12 protein-coding genes are annotated in these 19,641 nt (G+C 63.3%); 2 read left to right on the forward strand and 10 right to left on the reverse strand.

Features of this window, described 5'->3' with window-relative positions:
• The first annotated feature begins 67 nt into the window (after positions 1-67).
• Positions 68-2,221 (forward strand): FUSC family protein, encoded by a 2,154-nt coding sequence (locus AC1RJW_RS12020; RefSeq protein WP_493045100.1) that lies wholly within the window; start codon positions 68-70, stop codon positions 2,219-2,221.
• 128 nt (positions 2,222-2,349) lie between these two features.
• Here AC1RJW_RS12020 and AC1RJW_RS12025 read toward each other — a convergent pair whose 3' ends face one another.
• The 6 genes from AC1RJW_RS12025 to AC1RJW_RS12050 form a co-directional block, all read right to left on the reverse strand.
• Entirely contained in the window at positions 2,350-4,299 is a 1,950-nt protein-coding gene (locus AC1RJW_RS12025; RefSeq protein WP_493045101.1) for a S9 family peptidase, read from the reverse strand.
• A gap of 67 nt (positions 4,300-4,366) precedes the next feature.
• Positions 4,367-5,839: an amino acid permease gene (locus AC1RJW_RS12030; RefSeq protein ID WP_493045102.1), complete on the reverse strand. Its 1,473-nt coding sequence runs from the start codon at positions 5,837-5,839 to the stop codon at positions 4,367-4,369.
• A gap of 449 nt (positions 5,840-6,288) precedes the next feature.
• Entirely contained in the window at positions 6,289-7,719 is a 1,431-nt protein-coding gene (locus AC1RJW_RS12035) for an amino acid permease (RefSeq protein ID WP_493045103.1), read from the reverse strand.
• Between the two features lie 116 nt (positions 7,720-7,835).
• Positions 7,836-8,294 (reverse strand): RidA family protein, encoded by a 459-nt coding sequence (locus tag AC1RJW_RS12040; protein ID WP_493045104.1) that lies wholly within the window; start codon positions 8,292-8,294, stop codon positions 7,836-7,838.
• Positions 8,295-8,548: 254 nt separating this feature from the next.
• Positions 8,549-10,132, reverse strand: a complete 1,584-nt coding sequence (locus tag AC1RJW_RS12045) for an ABC-F family ATP-binding cassette domain-containing protein (RefSeq protein WP_493045105.1) — start codon at positions 10,130-10,132, stop codon at positions 8,549-8,551.
• 153 nt (positions 10,133-10,285) lie between these two features.
• Positions 10,286-11,398, reverse strand: a complete 1,113-nt coding sequence (locus AC1RJW_RS12050; RefSeq protein ID WP_493045106.1) for an NADH:flavin oxidoreductase/NADH oxidase — start codon at positions 11,396-11,398, stop codon at positions 10,286-10,288.
• Between the two features lie 160 nt (positions 11,399-11,558).
• Between AC1RJW_RS12050 and AC1RJW_RS12055 the strand changes: the two genes are divergently transcribed.
• Positions 11,559-12,122 carry a glycine zipper 2TM domain-containing protein gene (locus AC1RJW_RS12055; RefSeq protein WP_493045107.1) on the forward strand — a complete coding sequence of 188 codons (564 nt, stop codon included), beginning with the start codon at positions 11,559-11,561 and terminating at the stop codon, positions 12,120-12,122.
• Here AC1RJW_RS12055 and AC1RJW_RS12060 read toward each other — a convergent pair.
• The 4 genes from AC1RJW_RS12060 to AC1RJW_RS12075 all read right to left on the reverse strand — a co-directional run bounded on the left by AC1RJW_RS12060 (position 12,119) and on the right by AC1RJW_RS12075 (position 19,611).
• On the reverse strand, positions 12,119-12,628 hold the full coding sequence (locus tag AC1RJW_RS12060) for a DUF1993 domain-containing protein (protein WP_046684523.1): 510 nt from the start codon (positions 12,626-12,628) through the stop codon (positions 12,119-12,121). The two genes, AC1RJW_RS12055 and AC1RJW_RS12060, sit on opposite strands and share 4 nt — an antisense overlap.
• Before the next feature lie 109 nt (positions 12,629-12,737).
• Entirely contained in the window at positions 12,738-13,712 is a 975-nt protein-coding gene (locus AC1RJW_RS12065) for a DUF2167 domain-containing protein (RefSeq protein ID WP_493045108.1), read from the reverse strand.
• Between the two features lie 146 nt (positions 13,713-13,858).
• Positions 13,859-14,884: a succinylglutamate desuccinylase gene (locus AC1RJW_RS12070; protein ID WP_493045109.1), complete on the reverse strand. Its 1,026-nt coding sequence runs from the start codon at positions 14,882-14,884 to the stop codon at positions 13,859-13,861.
• Complete coding sequence (locus AC1RJW_RS12075; RefSeq protein ID WP_493045110.1) at positions 14,884-19,611, reverse strand: NAD-glutamate dehydrogenase domain-containing protein; 4,728 nt, start codon at positions 19,609-19,611, stop codon at positions 14,884-14,886. The genes AC1RJW_RS12070 and AC1RJW_RS12075 overlap by 1 nt, the downstream gene beginning before the upstream one ends.
• Positions 19,612-19,641 lie beyond the last annotated feature (30 nt).

Raw genomic sequence — 19,641 nt, forward strand, 5'->3', positions numbered from 1 at the left:
ATCCTGGCGCCGCATCGGAGACCCCGGTGCGGCGCCTCTTTCTGTGCCCTGCCCACAAGGTAATCCCATGCACTACGCACTGAACCTGCGCACCTTTATTTACAGCCATTATTTTTACTTGGGCTTGCGCGTGGCCATCGGCCTGGTCGGCCTGGCCTTGCTGACCCAGGAAATCAGCGACAGCGCCACCGCCATGACGGTGTGCATCGGCGCCCTGTGCACGACCCTGATGGACATGCCCAGCCCGCTACGCCACAAGTTCAACGAAATGCTGGCCTCCGTGCTGCTGTGCAGCGCCGTCACCTTATTGATCAGCCTGTGCGGTCCCGTGCAGTGGCTGCTGATGACAGTGCTCGTGCTGGTGAGCTTTCTCGCCAGCATGATGGTGGTGTACGGCAAGAAATCCATGCCCTTGCAACTGGCCGCCCTGTTCATCATGACCATGTCGATGGAACACCAGATGACGTGGCAGCAATCGTTCCACCATGCGGGCCTGTTCATGCTGGGCGGCTTGATCTATCTGGCCTATGCCATGGCCATCGCCTGGGTCTTGCGCCACCGCATCAAACAGCAAGTGCTGGCCGAAGCCCTGTTCGAACTGGCCGCCTACATCGACATCAAGGCCGATTTCTACGACACGCGTTTTAACCTGACGGAGCAATTCAACAAGCTGGTGCGCCACCAAAGCATTCTGGCCGACCGCCAGCAAGCGTCACGCGACTTGATCTTGCGCAGCCACAAAAACAGCAAGGATGCTATCGTCGTGCAGGTGCACGTGTGCATGCTCGATCTGTATGAACTGATCCTCTCCACGCACACGGATTACGCGCTGCTGCGCCAGCACCTGGCCGACTCCGACGTCTTGAAATCCTTGCACGACCTGGCCTACAAGGCGGCGCGCGACATCGAAGCCGTGGCGTATGCCGTCACGCGCAAGCGCGCCTCGTATGCGCAGATCAGCTATGACAAGGAATGGGCCGATCTCGAAGCAGAGATCGTCCGCCTGCAGGCGAAGGGAGACAACGCGCAGGAAGCGCTGGCGACCCTGCGCGCGCAGCGCAACAAGATCCGCGCCATTTTAAAAATGATCGCCGAGCTGCATCTTGCCACGCAAAAAGTCTATGCCGACGTGCCATTCTGGAGCGGCGCGGACATGGCGCCGTTTTTGTCGCAGCAGAAATACGAACTGAAGACCTTGCTATCGAATCTGCGCCTGGATTCGCCCGTGTTCCGCTTCGCCCTGCGCGTGTCGATGGCCATCTCCGTGGGGTTGGCTGTAGGCCACTGGCTGCCGTATGCGGCGCACAGCTACTGGATCGTCTTGACCATCGTCATCATCCTGCGCCCCACATTCAGCATGACGCGCCAGCGCCGCGCCGACCGCATCATCGGCACCATCATCGGCTGCGTGGTCACGGCCATCGTGATCCGCTTCGTACACAGCAATATCGTGCTGATGGGCATTTTATTCCTCTCCATCGTGGCCACGCCCACCTTCATCTATCTGCGCTACCGCTACACGGCCATTGCCGTCAGCCTGATGATCTTGCTGCAAATGCACCTGGTGGCGCCCAGCAACCCGAACCTCGTCAGCGAGCGCCTGATCGACACCCTGATCGGCGCGGCGGTGGCCACCGTGTTCAGCTTTGTGCTGGCCAATTGGGAATACCAGAGCCTGCCGCGCCTCGTGCGCCAGGTACTGAATGTGAACCTCAGCTATATGCAAGCCAGCTTCGCGCTGCTGCAGGGAAAATGCTTCGATGATTTTGCCTACCGCATCGAACGCAAGCGCTTGATGGACAGCCTGGCCGCGCTCAGCTCGGCGCTGGTGCGCATGCTCGATGAACCGGCCAGCAAGCAGCGGGCCGTGGAAGACATCAACCTGTTCATCGTGCAAAATTACCTGCTGGTGGCCCACGTGGCGGCGCTGCGCTCGATCCTCGGGCGCCATGCCAGCCAGCTGCCCGTCGCGCCCGTCAACGCCTTGCTCAGCCACAGCCATACGCAAGTGTGTTTGACCCTGTCGCGCGCGCTGGAACAGCTCGACGACAAGGCCACCATCAGCGCGCCGCTGGCCCCTCCTGCCGCGCCGCCCGTCAGCGACGTGGCCTGGTCGGGCTGGCCGCTGGTGCAGCGCCGTATTCGCCTGTTGCAGGCAGATGCGGACAAGATCGTGGTACATAGCGCGGCGATCGTGCACATCGTCGCACCGCGCGCCTGACAAAAAGTCCATGGCGTTGTTGCCGCGCCTCGTCGTACATTCGTACTGCCTTCGGCACGGCGCCTAGCCCTGAACATGTTGTCAGCCGCTTTATCCAGGCTGGCCTGCCTTTGGCAGGCCACTGATCACTACTTCAAATACCGCTCGAACCAGCCAATGGTGCGCTGCTGCAAGTCGCGCTGGTGCTCGGGCTTGCGGAAGGAATGGCCCTCGCCGTCGTAAATGAACAGGCTGGACGGCACGCCCATGGCGCGCAAGCCATGCCAGAATTCCAGCGACTGGGCGGCCGGCGTTTCCACGTCGCGCTCGCCCACATAGATCAGGGTCGGCGTCTTCGCCGCCTTGATCGATTCGATGGGCGAAGCCTTGCGATACACGGCCGGGTTGTCGTACGCGGACGCGCCGAAGAACGGGATCATCCACTGGTTGATGCCGTTCTGGCCATAATAACTGATCCAGTTCGACACGCCCGCCCCCGCCACGGCCGCCTTGAAACGGTCGCTGTGCGTGACGCCCCACATGGTCATGAAGCCGCCGTATGAATGGCCGATCAGGCCCAGGCGCTGGCCGTCGATGGGTGCCACTTTTTGCGCGGCATCAATGCCGGCCAGGATATCGCGCCAGTCGCCGCCGCCAAAGTCGGCCATGTTGGCGCGTGTAAAAGCCTGGCCCTGGCCAAAGCTGCCGCGCGGATTGGGCAGGAAGACGAAATAGCCTTTTTGCGTCAATTCATGGATCAGGGTGCTCGCCGCCACGTAACGGGGCGAGGCGGCCGCACCGGGCCCGCCATGCACATTGACGATCATCGGGTAGCGCTTGCCCGCCTCCACCGTCAACGGCCCCAGCAGCCAGCCCTGCACCTTGTATTGTTCGTTGTTCCAGCCCACGTTTTGCACCGTCAGCTGCGGCGCAAAGCCGTCATTGTCGCGCGTGATTTTTTTCAGCTGGCCCACCGGTCCCGCCACCAGGTAACTGGCGTGCGTAAAGTCTTCCTGTGCGGCCGCCGCTTGCAAGCCATCGGCGCTGAACGACAGACGGCCATCGCTGCCGCCGCTGCTGATCTCACCGAGCAACACAGGCTGGGCCGGACCCGTGTGCGCATCGACAGGCACCAGCGCCAGCTGCGAATCGATCAGAGCCGTCGCCAGCAAGCCGGCGCCGCGCCAGACGACGCCATTGAAGGTGCCGCGGTAATCGGGCGTGATATTGCGCGGCGTGCCGCCGGCCAGCGGTACGGTATAGATATCGCCGCCGATGGAGCCGAAATCGCTCATCAGGCCGCCAATGAAAGCCACCGTCTTGCCGTCCGGCGAGACGGACGGCAAGTTCAGCTGCATGGCCGGCGACGCGATCACGCGCAGGACGCCCGTGGCGGCATCAATATGGCTGAGCTTGGCGACCCACCAGTTGCTGTCGCCATTGCCTTGCGCGCTGGTGGCAACGAAGCCGCGGCCATCGGGCGTCCAATTATATTCATACACATAGGTGTCGGCGGGTGACAGCAGGCGCACTTCGCCGCCGCTGGCAGGCACGACGGCAATGCGCTGGGCATCGTCTTCGCTGCCCACTTCACCTACCTGGCGCGCGCCAGCCTCGACGGCGCCGGCCAGCTTGCGTGCTCCCACCGTCGCCAGCAGCGCCAGCTGCTTGCCGTCCGGCGACCAGCGCGCCGTACTGGCCACACCTTTGATACTGGTCAATATCTGAGCTTGCGCCTGTGTCATCGTGGCCATATACAGATGCGCCGTGCCTGCCTTGGCGTCGTAGCCGACAAAGGCAAGCTGTCTGCCGTCGGGCGACCAGCTGGGCTTGTCGTAGGAACACACGGCACACGGGTCGAATTGCTGCACGATGGCGCCGTTGGCGGCGTCGCGCACCACGATGGCCGCATGCGGGCGCTGCGGCTGTTCGTCTGCCTTGCTCGATTCGATGGCGGCGATGCGCTGGCCATTGCCCGACAGGGCGACGGCGCGGTAATCGTGCAGCATCGGGCCGCTGGCAGGCGCGGCTTGCGCCATGGTTCCCAGAAAGCTGCTTGCCAGCAAGCCGCAGGCGGCCAGATCAGTTATTTTCATCATGTAAATTCCGGTTAGAAATAAAAAAAACCGCCGGCAAGCGCGGCGGTTTTGGATGGAACAGACTGCATTAGCGGGCCTTCTTGCCCAGGTGCGAATGCCGCATGCTGTACAGGAAATAAATGGCCACCGTCACCGCCATCCACACGCTGAATACGACAAACGTCGTATGCGGCAAGTCGCGCATGATGTACAGGCAAGCCAGTACGCTCAAGCCCGGAATCACGTACGGCCCGAACGGCACGCTGAAGCCTTCGATGCGGTTCGCGCCCTGCTTGTGGCGCAGCACGGGCACGGCGATCGAGACCACCATGAAGGCCGTCAGGGTGCCGATGCTGACCATATCCCACAAATAGGTCGCATCGACGGAACCGGCCACCACGGCCACCACCAGGCAAACGATGATGGTATTGCTGACCGGCACCAGGGTGCGCGGGTGGATCTTCTGGAACGATTTCGGGATCAGGCCGTCGCGGCTGACGGCAAACAGGATGCGCGTCTGGCCGTAGATCGTCACCAGGGTCACGCTGAAGACGGAAATGACGGCGCCGGCCGACAGCACCAGCGCGGGCCAGGTCTTGCCCGTGACATTTTGCAAAATCACCGCCAGGCCCGCTTCCTGGCCTTCGAACAGCTTGGCCTGTTGCGCGCCCAGGGCGGCCACGGCCACCAGCAAATAAAACACAGTGACGATCAGCAAGCCATACAGGATGCCGCGTGGCACATTGCGCTTGGGATCTTTCACTTCATCGCCCGCCGTCGCCACCGTATCGAGGCCGATGAACGAGAAGAAGACGGTGCCGGCCGCAGCGGTGACGCCCGTCATGCCGGCAAAACCCTTGCTATTGTCGGTATTAAAGAACGGCACGAAGTTGTCTGCATTAAAACCGGAAAAGGCAATGGCAATGAAGAACACGAGGATAGACAGCTTGATGATGACCATGATGGCGTTCATCAGCGCCGATTCCTTGGCGCCGCGCAGCAGCAAAAAGCCGCACATGCAGATCAAAAAGATGGGCGGCAGGTTGATGTGGCCGGCATGAAACTCCATACCATGCGGGCCGGAAACGATCATCGGCGTGCGCAGCATCTCGGGGATGTGCCAGCCGAAGGCATTTTCCAGGAAGTTATTCAGGTAGGACGACCAGCCGATGGCCACGGCACTGCCCGCCAAGCCGTATTCGAGCAGCAGACAGGCGGCCATGATGAAGGCAAGAAACTCGCCCACGGTGGCGTAGGCAAACGAATACGAGGAGCCGGAAGCGGGGATGCGGAACGACAATTCCGCATAACACAAGGCCGTCAGGCCGGCCGTGATGGCGGCGATCAGGAAGGACAGGACGACCGATGGGCCCGCCTTGGGGACGGCTTCGACCATGGTAAAGAAAATACCCGTGCCGATGGTGGCGCCGACGCCGATCATGGTGAGGGAAAACAGGCCGATGGACCGGCTCAAGCCGCTGCTGCTGAGGCCTTCACCATATTCGACCGTGGTATCGATCGGCTTGGTGCGGCAGAGTTTCTGGACCAGGGTTTGGCTCACTAGACTTCCTTTATGAGGCATACGTATTTTCGTACGACGGGTAAAAACAAATAGCGCTCCGGCCTTGAGTAACCCCCAATAAATTCTTGTGTTTTCTAGCTTCCATAAGTGGCGCGCTGCTGCGTTACCCATCGCTAGCAGTGCTCGCACTGCGTCGCGCCGGGCGCCTTGCATCACATCCACTTCTGTTTGCTATAAATTCACAATAATTTCCTGGCGATTACTTACCTGGCAAAAAACCGGAAAGATCGCGTCCATTTTCAAAACTAAGCGATTATAGGGCTTTCACCGGTTCAGCTAAACAGAACTTTGATGTAAGGAAACAACGCCAGGCGTGCGCCGCGAAACGCGCATGGACGCTAGCGGGGCTTGGAATTGTCAATATGAAATAAAAAGCGCGCCGCTGCAGGGGCAGGGGCGCGCTTTTGACTCAGCTCAACTACGCTGGCTTACTTCTTGATGTGTGGCGCATCGGCCGCTGGCCAGCCCGCTTCGTAGCCTTGCGGCACGTCATCGCGCTTGTCCTTTGGCGCCAGGCCCAGCACGTAGTACAGCACCGTCAGCAGGATCAGCCAGGCCGGTCCCACCATCAGGGCGATGCGCGTATCGGGGAAATACGCCATCAGGCCGATCACCAGCGCCAGGAAAGCCAGCGAAATCCAGGAACCATACGGCGCGAACGGCATGCGGAAGGCCAGGTTCTTGATTTCCAGCGGCGTCAAGGTCTTGCGGAACTGAATCTGCGTGACCAGGATCACGCCCCAGGTCCAGACGGCGCCGAAGGTGGAGATCGAAGTGACCCAGATAAACACTTTCTCCGGCACCATGTAGTTCAACAGCACGCCCAGCAACAGCGCTACGACGGACACGAGGATAGCGCGGCGCGGCACGCCGCTGGCCGTCGTTTCCGCAAACGCCTTCGGTGCCTGGCCTTGCAGCGCCAGGTTGTACAGCATGCGGCCCGTGCTGAAGATGCCGCCATTGCACGACGACAAGGCTGCCGTCAGCACGACGAAGTTGATGATGCCGGCGGCCGTCTTGATGCCCAGGCGTTCGAACGTCATGACGAACGGACTGCCGGTGGTGCCGATTTCATTCCATGGGTAGATCGACAGGATGACGAACAGCGCGCCGACATAGAAAATCAGGATGCGCCAGAACACCGAATTGATGGCGTCGGGAATCGATTTCTTCGGGTTTGCCGCTTCGCCGGCCGTCAGGCCGATCATTTCCACGCCCAGGTAGGCAAACATCACCATCTGCAAGGACATCAGCACGCCCTGCGCGCCATTCGGGAAGAAACCGCCATGCGTCCACAGGTTCGAGATGCCGACGGCCACGCCGCCATTGCCGAGACCGAAGATGATCATGCCCGTGCCGCCGACGATCATCAGGATGATGGTGACCACCTTGATCAGGGCAAACCAGAACTCGAACTCGCCATACGCTTTCACGGCCAGCAAGTTGATGGCGCCCATGGAGCCCAAGGCCGCCAGGGCCCAGATCCAGCGCGGCACGTCGGGGAACCAGATGCCCATGTAGATGGCGACGGCGGTAATTTCCGCCACACACGTGACCAGCCACAGGAACCAGTAGTTCCAGCCCGTCAGATAGCCTTGCAAGGGGCCCAGGTAATCCTGGGCATAGCGGCTGAAGGAACCGGCAACCGGGTTGTGCACGGCCATTTCGCCCAGCGCGCGCATGATCATGAAGATGACCGCGCCACCGATGATGTACGACAGCATGATGCCGGGACCGGCCATCTTGATCGCATTGCCGGAACCCAAAAACAGGCCCACGCCAATCGCGGCGCCCAGCGCCATCAAGCGGATTTGCCGCTCGCCCAGGCCGCGGTGCAAGCCTTGTTCACTCGTTTTCATTACGTGTCTCCGTTTTTTTCTTGAATACACCGATCCCTCCACCCCAATGGCGGTTCCGCTCTTGCTGGAAAGGAGGAAAGGGCGAGCCGGCGGCAATCGCCGGCATGCTCAGCTGATTAGGCCAGTTCGGCGATCAGCTCGATCTCGACGCAAGCACCCAGCGGGATTTGCGCCACGCCGAAGGCGGAGCGGGCGTGCTTGCCGCTGTCGCCGAAGACTTCGACGAACAGTTCCGAGGCGCCATTGGTCACCAGGTGCTGTTCCGTGAAGTCGGAGGTGGAATTGACCAGGCTCATGACCTTGACGATGCGCTTGACTTTGCTCAAGTCGCCGCCGCAGGCGTCTTGCAGGGTGGCGATCAGTTCGATGGCGATGCCGCGCGCGGCGATCTTGCCTTCTTCCGTGGTGACGTTCTTGCCCAGTTGGCCGACCCAGACCTTGCCATCCTTCTTGGCCAGGTGGCCGGACAGGAAGACGGTGTTGCCCGTGCGGGCATGCATCACGTAGGCCGCAGCTGGCGCGGCAACGACTGGCAGTTCAATGTTGAGGGCTTTGAGTTTTTCGTAAAACGACATGCTATTTCTCCAAGAAAACAATATAAGCGAAACCAAAATTCATGCACGGCAGGGCACGGAGGATGACGCCCTGGCAGCGCGGTAGTGACCGACAACAGTGCCAGATTAAACGTCATCATATTGGTGAACCAGCAGTTTTAGTTCACAAATAGGCCCGGTTATTCAGTGGATTATACCGACAATCAAACAAAATTCAGCATCGGTTCATGAAGCATGCTCTACAGGCATCGAGCGTGACTTTTTTCATTCAATTGTCACTTGTGCAATGTCAAGCCCTCCGGGTCAAGGTTTATCGCCTGCAAAAATGCCAGGTCGTGCGAAACCACAAGTAACGCCCCCTGGTATTGCAGCAGCATCTGCTCCAGCGCCTGCAGGCTGGCCAGGTCCAGATGATTGTCCGGTTCGTCGAGCAGCAGCAGTTGCGGCGGCGCCTGCGCATACAGTTCCGCCGCCAGCGCCACCTTCATGCGCTCGCCGCCGCTGAGCAAACGGCTGGGCATGGTGGCGCGCGCGCCGGCAATGCCCAGCAACGCCAGCCGCGTGCGCAGCTCGCCTTCCGGCAAGATGCTGTTGCGTGCCTGCAAGCGTTGCACGGCGCTGCACTCGCCATCTTGCAGTCCGGCATGCTGGTCCAGCCACGCCACCCGCACATGGCAGCGCAGCTCGCCGCTGGCGGGCGCCAGTTGCCCGGCAATCACGCGCAGCAGGGTCGACTTGCCGCTGCCATTGTCGCCCGTCACGGCCAGGCGGCGCGGCCCGCTCAAGACCAGGTTCACAGGCTGCGCCTGGCCATGCGGCAAGACCAGCTCGCGCAGCTCCAGGATCAGCTTGCCGTTCGGCACGGCGCTGTCGGGCGTCAGCAGCAGCCGTTCGGCCTCGGGCGCGCAGCGGGCGCTGGCGTCCATCACCCTTTGCTGGCGCGCCTGCTGCGCCTCTTGCGCGCGCACGCGCAGCTTGCCCTGACTATCCTGGCTTTTCTCCTTTTTCGCGTCCAGCAGCAGCTTGCTCTGGTTGCCTTCGCGCCCTTCCCTCTCGCCGCGTCCGACACGGCGCTGCTGGCGCTCGGCCTGCTGCTGCGCTTCGCGCTGTTCGCGTCTGGCGCCGGCCTTTTCCGCCTGCAGGGCGGCAGCAAAACCGGCCTGTTCCAGCGCGCGCTGCTGCGCATACAGCGCGTAAGTGCCGCCATAGCTGCGCAAGCCCTGTGGCGACAGCTCAACGATTTCATCGACGTGCTGCAGCAGGCCGCGGTCATGGCTGATCAGCAGCAAGCCGCCCGGCCAGCGCGCCATCTGCGCCACCAGACGGGCGCGTTGATCCGCATCAAGGTGGTTGCTCGGTTCATCGAGCAGCAGCCAGTCCGCCTGCGACAGCCAGGCGCCCTGCAGCGCGATGCGCTGGCGTTCTCCGCCGCTCAGGGTACTCGTTGGCGTATCGGCATCGACATGACGCAAATCAAGCGCATCGAGCGCCTGGCGCAGGCGGGCGTGGGCATCCCAGCGTTCGCCCACCAGGGCATAGTCGGCCTCGTCGACGCTGCCTTCAGCGATGCGCGCCAGCGCCGCCAGCAAATCGTCCATGCCGGCGAGCGCCGCCACAGTGGGATAGCGCTGCGGATCGAGTTCCTGCGCCACGTAATGCACGGCGCCGTCGCAGCGCACGGCGCCAGAAGACGGCTGCGCCCGGCCTGCCAGCAGGCGCGCCAGCGCGCTCTTGCCCACGCCGTTATCGCCGACAAGGCCGATACGTTGCGGGGCAAAGGAAAATTGCAAATCGGAAAACAGGGCGCGGCCATCGGGCAGGGCAAAGGAAAGACGGTCGAGTTGCAGTAATGCGGGCATGGATACTCCTTGGGCAAGGCTGGCGAACCCGCGCGGCGCAATGGCGCGCTAGCGGGATGGGCGAGGCCGTGCACGGCACGGCAGTATCAATGGCGCATGTCGAAGCGTCCTGGAGAAATGGGAAAGAAGCGTCAGTGTAGCAGAGCAGACCTGTTAGCGCTGGCCCAGGGTCGTGTCGCCGAACAGGTGCTTGTATTCGCGCGGCTGCGAACGCCAATACTGCGGCGGCGCCGACACGTGCGCGCCCAGCTGGGCCGCCGCATGCCACGGCCAGCGGGGGTCGAACAGGATGGCGCGCGCCAGCGCCACCATGTCGGACTGGCCATTGGCAATGATGTCTTCCGCCTGCTGCGCCTCCGTGATCAGGCCCACGCTGATGGTAGGCAAGCCGCTGTCGCGCTTGATGCGTTCGGCAAACGCCACTTGGTAGCCGGGTCCCACGGGAATCTGTTGCTGCGGCGAAATGCCGCCGCTGGAGACGTGGATGAAGTCGGCGCCCCGCTGCTTGAGTTCCTGCGCGAAACGCACGCTTTGTTCGATGTCCCAGCCGCCCTCGACCCAGTCGGTGGCGGAAATGCGCACGCCCACGGCCATGCTGGCGGGCACGGCGGCGCGCACGGCTGCATAGACTTCCAGCGGGAAGCGCATGCGGTTGTCCAGGCTGCCGCCATACGCATCGGTGCGCTGATTGGAAAGGGGTGACAGGAACTGATGCAGCAGGTAGCCGTGCGCCGCATGCAGTTCGATGCCCTCGATACCGAGCGCATGCACGCGCTGCGCGGCGGCGACAAAGGCGCCCTTGATCTGCAACAAGCCCATCTCGTCAAGGGCGAGCGGCACCGTTTCGCCAGGTGCGTGGGCGATGGCCGATGGCGCCACCGTTTGCCAGCCGCCCTCGGCCAGGTGCACGCAGGCACCGCCCTGCCACGGCGCGCGGCTCGACGCCTTGCGTCCCGCATGGCCCAGCTGCACCACCAGCGGAATCGGCGCGTGGCGGCGGATTGCCTGCACCACCTCGGCCAGCGCCGTTTGATTCGCGTCCGACCACAGGCCCAGGTCGTCGGCCGAGATACGCCCCTCGGGCGAGACGGCCGTCGCTTCCGTCATCAGCAGTCCCGCGCCGGACAGGGCCAAATGGCCCAGGTGGATCATGTGCCAGTCGGTGGCGTTGCCGTTGTCGGCCGAGTACTGGCACATGGGCGCGATGGCGATGCGGTTGGCCACCTGCAGCGGCCCCAGTGCATACGGCGTGAATAACTGGCTCATGGCGGACTCCGGAATAGGGGAAGTCCCGATTCTACTGTGCTTTGGAAAGTGCGGCTTACACCTGCTTACGTTTGATACAGCGCAAGGGCTAGCCTTGGGCAGGCGGGGCCGCTAATCTGGACACATCAACAACACCCGCAATACCACCCCAGGAGAACACATGAACACGACGACTACCGCCAACCGCATCCACCCCTTGATGGCCGGCGCCGCCATTTCCGTGACGGTCCTGTGCCTGGTGGGCGCGGCGTCCATCGCCGGCATCCTGCCCAATTCGCGGGCGAATGTGCCTGCCACGCCAGCCATCCCTGCCGACGTGGCCACCATGACGCCGGCGAACGCGGCAGCCTTGGCAGCGCCAGTAGCGGCACCGGTGGCCGCTCCCGTGGTGGCACAAGCCGCCCCCGCTCCGGCGCCGGCACCCGTCGTGCACAAGCGCGTCGTGCACCACACGCAAGTGGCACAGGCCCGTCCTACCTACAATGACGATGGCTACCACGAGACGGCCTACCGCGAACCCGTACGCCAGCAGCAGCCAGTGCCTGCGCCGGCTCCCGCCCAGCCCAACTACGTGGGCATCGGCACGGGCGCCGTCATCGGCGGCTTGATCGGCAATCAGGTAGGTGGCGGCCGCGGCAAGGCGCTGGCGACGGTGGCCGGCGTGATCGGCGGCGGCATGCTGGGCAATGCAGTGCAGAACCAAGTCCAACAGCCACAACGTTAATCGTACGGTCCCAGATAATCGAGCTTGCCCACGGCCACGCCATTGTTGCGCAGGATGGCGTGGACCATGGAAACGTGAAAATAGAAATTCGGCAAGGCAAAGCTGAGCAGGTAATCGTCACCCGAGAATTTTGTCCCCTCGTCAGTCCAGTTCAGTACGACTTCCTTCTGCGCGCTACCGGCCATCTGGCCCGCGTTGACGCTGTCGATATAAGCGATGGTGTTGGCGATGCGCTCCTGCAATTGCTCAAACGACGCTTCGTTATCCTCGAACTTCGGCGCCGGCACGCCGCTCAGGCGCTCGACCGACATCTTCGACGTATCGCTGGCGCGCTGCACCTGCGCCGTCAAGTCCAGCATGTCGGGCGCCAGCTGCGCGCCCAGTAAAATCTCGGGCACGATGCCATCTTCCTCCACGTGGGCTTGCGCTTTTTCCAGCAGGGCCGAGACGACCCGCAAGCCGCGGATGAAGACGGGAATGGTTGCCTGATACATGGACACGGACATGGCGGACTCCTGATAGTGAACGATGAGCCAGTGTACCCGAGGCGCTGTCTTCCGGCAGCGCGCACAATGCCACTCCTGTGCGTCAGCGCACCGAGCGGCCCAGTTCATCCTACTTTTCCAGATTCACCTTGCCGTCGGGCGCATGGCCCGGCTGTTCGGCTGCCTCCTGCTGCTGTACTGGCTGTGGCTGCGGCTTTTCCTTGCGCTTGCCGCCGAAAAACTTGACGATGGCCGCACCGGCGCCGACCACGGCCAGGATCAGCACTTTCTTGAAAGCCAGCAGCAGCGCCAGCAGTTTGCCGAACAGGCCCAGCTTGCTGGCCACGCCACCGGCCACCAGCGCCGCCAGGCCGTATTCGGCCACCTTGTCCGTCTTGCTGTCGAAATCGGTATAGCGGTTACCGTCGGCAAATTCCGTGAACGCCGTCACTTGCTGCATCTCTTTCTTGATCGCTTCGATCTGCTGCATGCTGGCGATCGCGTTCAGGTTCAGTACGCCTTCGCGGCCCAGCACGCGCACGTTGTAGTTCAGCGAGTGCTCGCCGCCATCGACCATCAAATCCTTGGCCCAGTACAGCTTGTGCGTATCCTTGGCGTAGCTGGGTTTTTCCGCCCAACCCATCAAATGGATGCCCGGATAACCCTGCTTCTTGCGCTCCGCATTATTTTCCAGCACGGACGCCTGCATATCCTTGAGCAATTCGTCATATTTGATGCTGTCCGCATCGTCATCCTTGATATGCCCTTCCTTTTCATACGTCACCACCACGCCCCAGCTGTCGCGCTCGAGCACGCTGGTCTTGGCAGGCACGATCATGCCCAGCGATTCCATGCCCGGTGGATTGCCCCAGGCATCGACCAGCACGCGCTCGGCATCGGCCGGCGACAGATAACGAAAATTGACGGGCAAATCCAGGGTGGCGATGCCGCCCGGCAAGGTAATCTTGCCGCGCTGCAGGTGCAACTGGGCGAGGAACTGCTCGGCCGTCATTTCCGGTGCGGCGGCCTTCTCCTCGGCAGGGGCGGCGGCCGTGAAGCCGGAGAGGGTCAGGCACAGCAGGGCTGTCAGCAGGCGTTTCAACATGATCGGTCCAAAAAATTGCAAAGGGTAAATATTTTAAACCAATCAATTGCTTAATGGATAATTATTTCCGTGCGGCATTTTTTCATAAAAAAAACGCCAGGCGGGTTTCCCCGGCTGGCGCCAAATGCTGTGTGAGGACTGGACGATCAAGCCACGCGCACCACCATCAATCCGGCGCGCAAGCCCACCCGCACATCCGGGTTGGGAAACACCACCAGCTCTTCTGCGTGCCGCACCGTGTACACATGGTCGCCATCGCTGGCGATCACGGCGTGCTGCGGCAAGGACGTGAAATTCTGCGTGCTGCGATCGAAGGCCATGCGGAATTCATCGCTGTGCTTGATGATTTCCTGCGCCACCTTGAACACGTGCGGTTGCGCCTTGACGGGCTGCGCAGGCAAGCCGCGCAACAGGCCATCCAGCGCCCGCGACACGTCGTCGAACAGCGATAAATCGTTCTGCCCCAGGGTGCCCACGCGGCCCAGCTCCACCGTGCTGGCGGCCGCGCCGCAATGCTCGGCCGAATAATAACTGTAGGTGCCGGCCGACTGCGGGTTCATGATGATGGCGCCGATGGCCGCCTGGCCCAGCCAGGCTATCAGCTGCGCCTTGGCCTCGTCGGCCACCAGGTCCGGCACGATGGCAAACGTGGGGTACACGGAAGGCCGGATGGCCGTGTGCAAATCCAGGTGCCAGCGCACGGGACCGGCCGCGTCAAAGAACGCTTTGGTCGCGGCGATCATTTCATCGGCGCGCGCGCTTTCCGCCGCTTGCGCCAGGCTGCCCCGCACGGGGCGGAACATGCGATTGAGGTCGGCGTCGATGAAACGCTTGCCGGCACGGATCGCATCGACATTGCCCACGCAGACGAGCAGGTCGACGGCCAGCTTCGACGCATCGCGCGACAAGGCGTCGAGCAGATGCGCCAGCACTTCGATCGGCCCCGTCTCGTCGCCATGCACGCCCACCGAGACGGCCACGCTGGCGCGGCCTGCTCCCGGTTTGACGACTTGCAGCATGCCAGGCGCCGGCAAGGCCACCGTGAAACCGGCGTCGGCGAACAGCTGCGCCACGCCGCTGAAATCGGCCTGCGCCAGCGCCTGCACGGCCGGCGGCAAGCCGCCAGCGCCCTGTACTACCTGGGTTACTACTTGCGTTGCTTCTTGCGTCATTACACCGCCGCTTCCGCTGGGGTTTTCGCCGTGATTTTATTCACGGCTTCCGACAAGGTCCACACGTCCAGCATGGCTTGCTCCAGTTCCGTCGCCGCCACATAGGCCGACAGACCCAGCGCACCCGTCACCGCATCGACGGCCTGGCCGGCATTGCCTTGCTCGGCGCGCGCCAGCACCTGCGTCAGCAGACGCTGTTGCGTGCGGCGCAGGGCTTGCTGCGCGTAGTTGCGCAACTGTTCCTGCGACTTGCCTTGCGCGGCCAGCTTCAGGCCACGCTCCAAGGTGTCGATGCCCGCCTGGCTGCGCAGGGCCAGGCCCACTTGCAAAAAGGCCGCCAGGTCCATCGAGGCAGGACGCGGCACGGACAGGGCCGGGAACAGGAAACCGGCGACGACGTCCAGCGCATCGACCGCATCCCACGCCTGCACGAAGGCCGGCGTCAAGCCCGGCACCAGCGCCGCTTCCGACTTGATGCCGACCGCTTTCAGCAGGTCGCGCTTCGATTCCGCTCCAAACAAGCGGGTCAGTTCAGCCAGGCCGGCGCCGCGCAGCTGCTCGGCCGGCACGGACAGCACGCCGGCGATCATCGTTTGCTGCAGCACGCGCGTTTGCGCATCGACCTTGATCGACACGTCGCGCGGCACCGTCAAGGCGTCCGCGTCGAGCGCGTCGAACACGGGCGCCAGATTCAGCGCCACCCATGCCTGGCCCCAGGCCAGGATCACGGCCGACTCGTCCACGCCGTGTTCCGCCGCCAGGTTGCGGATCATCAGCGGGCCGCAGCGGTTGATCACTTCATTGGCCAGCACGGTCGCCAGGATGGCGTTGGCCAGCGGGTGGTCCAGCGCCGAACGGGTTTCCACCAGCAAGGATGGGAAGTACGGTTTCAGGACCGGCTCGGCCCACGTTTCGTCCGTCAGCGGCAGAGCGGACAGAATGCGCTTGAAGCGGTTCTTCACGTTGGCGATCACCACCGCCAGTTCCGGCGTGGTCAGGCCACGATTATCCAGCTTGCGACGCGCCAGTTCGGCCACCGACGGCAGTTGCTCGAGTTCGCGCGACAGGGCGCCCTCTTCTTCCAGGCTGGCGATCAGGGCGGCATAGCCATCCTGCACGGCGCTCTCGCCTTGCGCCTGCAATTCGCGCACCAGCAAATGCGTCTGCTGCGTGTTGTCGCGCAAGACCAGGCGCTCGACGTCGTCCGTCATCGCATACAGCTCGCGGTTGCGTTCCGCTTCGGTCAGCTTGCCCGCATTGACTTCCACGTCCAGCCAGATTTTCACGTTCACTTCATGGTCCGAGCAATCGACGCCGGCCGAATTGTCGATCGCATCGGTGAAGATGCGTCCGCCCGCCAGCGCGAATTCGATGCGGCCCGCCTGCGTCGCACCCAGATTCCCCCCTTCGGCCACGACCTTCACGCGCAGTTCATTGCCATTCACGCGGATATGGTCATTCGCGCGGTCCTTCACCTGTGCGTGCGTCTCGGTCGAGGCCTTGATGTAGGTGCCGATGCCGCCGTTGTAGAACAGGTCCACGGGCGACTTCAGGATGCGGTGCATCAGCTCTTCCGGCGCCAGCGAGGTCTCCGCGATATCGAGCGCGGCGCGGATCTGCGGCGACAGTTCGATCGTGCGGGCGGAACGCGGATACACGCCGCCGCCATTTGATATCAAGTCCTTGTTGTAGTCGTCCCACGACGAGCGCGGCAAGGCGAACAGGCGCGCACGTTCGTCGAACGAGACGGCGACGTCCGGTGTCGGGTCGAGGAAGATATGACGGTGGTCGAATGCGGCCACCAGTTTCAGCTGGCGCGACAGCAATACGCCGTTGCCGAACACGTCGCCTGACATGTCGCCCACGCCGACCATGGTGATCGGGGTGGTATTGAGGTCGTGGTCCATTTCATAGAAGTGGCGCTTTACGGCTTCGAATGCGCCCTTGGCCGTGATGCCCAGCTTCTTGTGGTCGTAGCCGTTCGAGCCGCCCGAGGCGAACGCGTCGCCGAGCCAGAAACCGCGCTGCACGGCGATGCCGTTGGCGATGTCCGAGAACGTGGCCGTGCCCTTGTCGGCGGCGACCACCAGATACGGGTCGGCGTCGTCGAAGCACACGGTGTCGACGGGCGGGACGATATTGCCCAGCGAACGGTTGTCCGTCACTTCCAGCAGGCTGGAAATGAACAGGCGGTAGACGGCTTCGCCTTCGGCCGCGATGGTTTCACGCACGGCATCCTTCGGCATCATCTTGCAGACAAAACCCCCCTTCGCGCCGGCCGGCACGATGACGGCGTTCTTGACCATCTGCGCCTTGACGAGGCCCAGCACTTCGGTGCGGTAGTCTTCCATGCGGTCCGACCAGCGCAAGCCGCCGCGGGCGACAGGACCGCCGCGCAGGTGCACGCCTTCGAAGCGGCGCGAGAAGACGAAAATCTCGCGGTAAGGACGCGGTTCCGGCACCAGCGCCAGGCTGCTGGTGTCGAACTTGAAGATGATCTTGTCGCCTTGTTGATTGTTCTGGAAGTAGCTGGTGCGCAGGGTGGCCGCCATCAGGTCGGCCAGCGCGCCGAGGATTTCCTCGGTATCGGCGTGGTTCACGGAGGGCAGGCCGGCCTTGATGGCGGCGATTGCCTCCAGGGCGGCGGCGTGCTGCGCATCGGACAGCGAAGGATCGAAGCGCTGCAGGAAGGCTTCGACCAGGGCTTTGACCTGGGCCGGCTGCTTGCGCAGGCTCTCGGCGATGTAGCGCACCGAGAAGCGGCTGCCCGTCTGGCGCCAGTAGCTGGTGTAGGCGCGCACCAGCTGCACTTCGCGCGTCGACAAGCCGCCTTCGATGACGAGGCCATTCAGGCGGCCATCTTCGGCCGTGTCGTTGAACAGGGCGGCAAACAGTTCCTGCGCCACGGCGACGACCGATGGCTGCGCCAGTTTCGCCGCGCTGGCGGCATCGACCGTCAGGCTGGTGACAAAATAGCGCGTGCCGTCGGACAACGAAATCGAATATGCCTGTTCGCGGTCGATGGCCACGCCCGCATTGTGCAGGGCAGGCAAAATGGTCGACAGCGGCGGCACCTTGTTGGCCGAGTACAGGCGAATCGTGGTCACAAAGCCCGTCTCGATGCGCACGGCCACGTGTGCCGGATCGGTATTGCGCAGGATGGTGTCGAGGTCGCGGAAGGCGACGGCCGGCGCGGTGGCGGCCACGTAATCGAGTGGCAAGGTGGCGCAGAGTTTGCGCAGGCTGGTGCGCAAGGCCACGTCGGGCACGGCGTCGGCCACGGCGGCAAAGCCGTTATGCCAGCCATCGAGCACGCCCAAGAGCGGCTGTTCGATATCCGTTTCCAGGTCCAGCGGGTAGCGCGCGGCATGGGCGATCAGGTAGACGCGCGCCAGGGGACCGTCGGCCACCAGGGTCTGCGTGCTCACGTGCGTGGCGCCGGAACTGGCTTGCAGGGCCTTGGCCAGGCTCGATGCCACGCTGGCGCTGTAGCGCTCGCGCGGCAGGTAGACCAGCACGTTCAGGTGGCGCGCGTACACGTCGCGGCGCGCGAAGACCTTGGTGCGCGGCTGCTTGTACAGCGACACGACGGAACCGCACACTTGCGCCAGCCAGTCGAGGTCCGCTTCCAGCGCTTCCGTGCGCGGCAGGGATTCGAGGATTTCGCGGAATTTCTCGGCACGGAAGCCTTGCTGGCGCACGCCGGCCAGGCTCAGTACCTTGGCCACGCGGCCGCGCGCAAACGGCAGCGCCGCCAGCGGGGTGGAATTGCCGGCACGGGTGAACAGGCCGACGAAGCAATGCTCGCCCAGGATCGCGCCTTGCGCATCCATGTCGCGCACGCCGATGAAGTCCAGCTGCTGGTCGCGGTGCAGAGTGCCCGCCACGTCGGCCTTGACGATGGACAGCGCCGAGTCGCGCTTGGCCAGGGTGTCGAAGTCGCCCGGGATATTCGCCAGGCAGGTGCCGTAGACCGGGTGCGCCGTATCCTGCAGCACGCCGACACGGCTGGGGATGTCGCGTTCGAGTTCGCGCACGCCCGGCTTGACGCGGTAGTAGGCGTAGCCGAACACTTCAAAGCCGCCGCTGCGGGCCCATTCCAGGAAGGCGGCCACTTCCGCGCCCTCTTCGCCATGCTGCGATGCGGCCGTGGCGACGGTGGCCAGGCGCTCGCTCATGGCGGCGGCATCGCGGCGCACGACGGCAGCGTCACGCGCGACCGTTTCCAGGGCGGCGACCAGCGTGGCCAGGGCTTCCGGCGCCAGCTCTTCGTCGAGCAGCACCAGCACATACGATTCGAGCGGGTCGCCCGGCTGGCGCACCGCTTCGACGCTGCCGTCAGCGGCGCGGCGCACGGGCAGCACGGTGTTCATCACGCCGCGCACGGCCAGGTGCTGGCGGCGCATGGCCATGACGATGGAGTCGACCAGGTAAGGCATGTCTTCGTTCAGGATCAGCAAGGCGCTCGCCATGCCGCCACGGCCATCCGCATAACGCAGGGTGGCGATTTGGCAGCCGCTGCCGGTGCGCTTGGCCGCTTGCGTGAAGCCGTCGACCAGCACGGGCGCCAGGCTGTCGGGCGCGATGTCGGCCAGGTCTTCGGCGTCGAGCGAGTCGAGCCATGCCTGCACCAGCTGCACGACAGGCGCTGCCGCCTTGCCTGCATTGCCAGCCGCGTTAATCAGCTCCAGCGTTTGTGTACGCAAATCTTGTGGCGTGTGATTCATCTTGCATCTCCATTACGGTAATGTGAATGT

It is taken from the genome of Janthinobacterium sp. GW822-FHT07A03 (assembly GCF_058798815.1).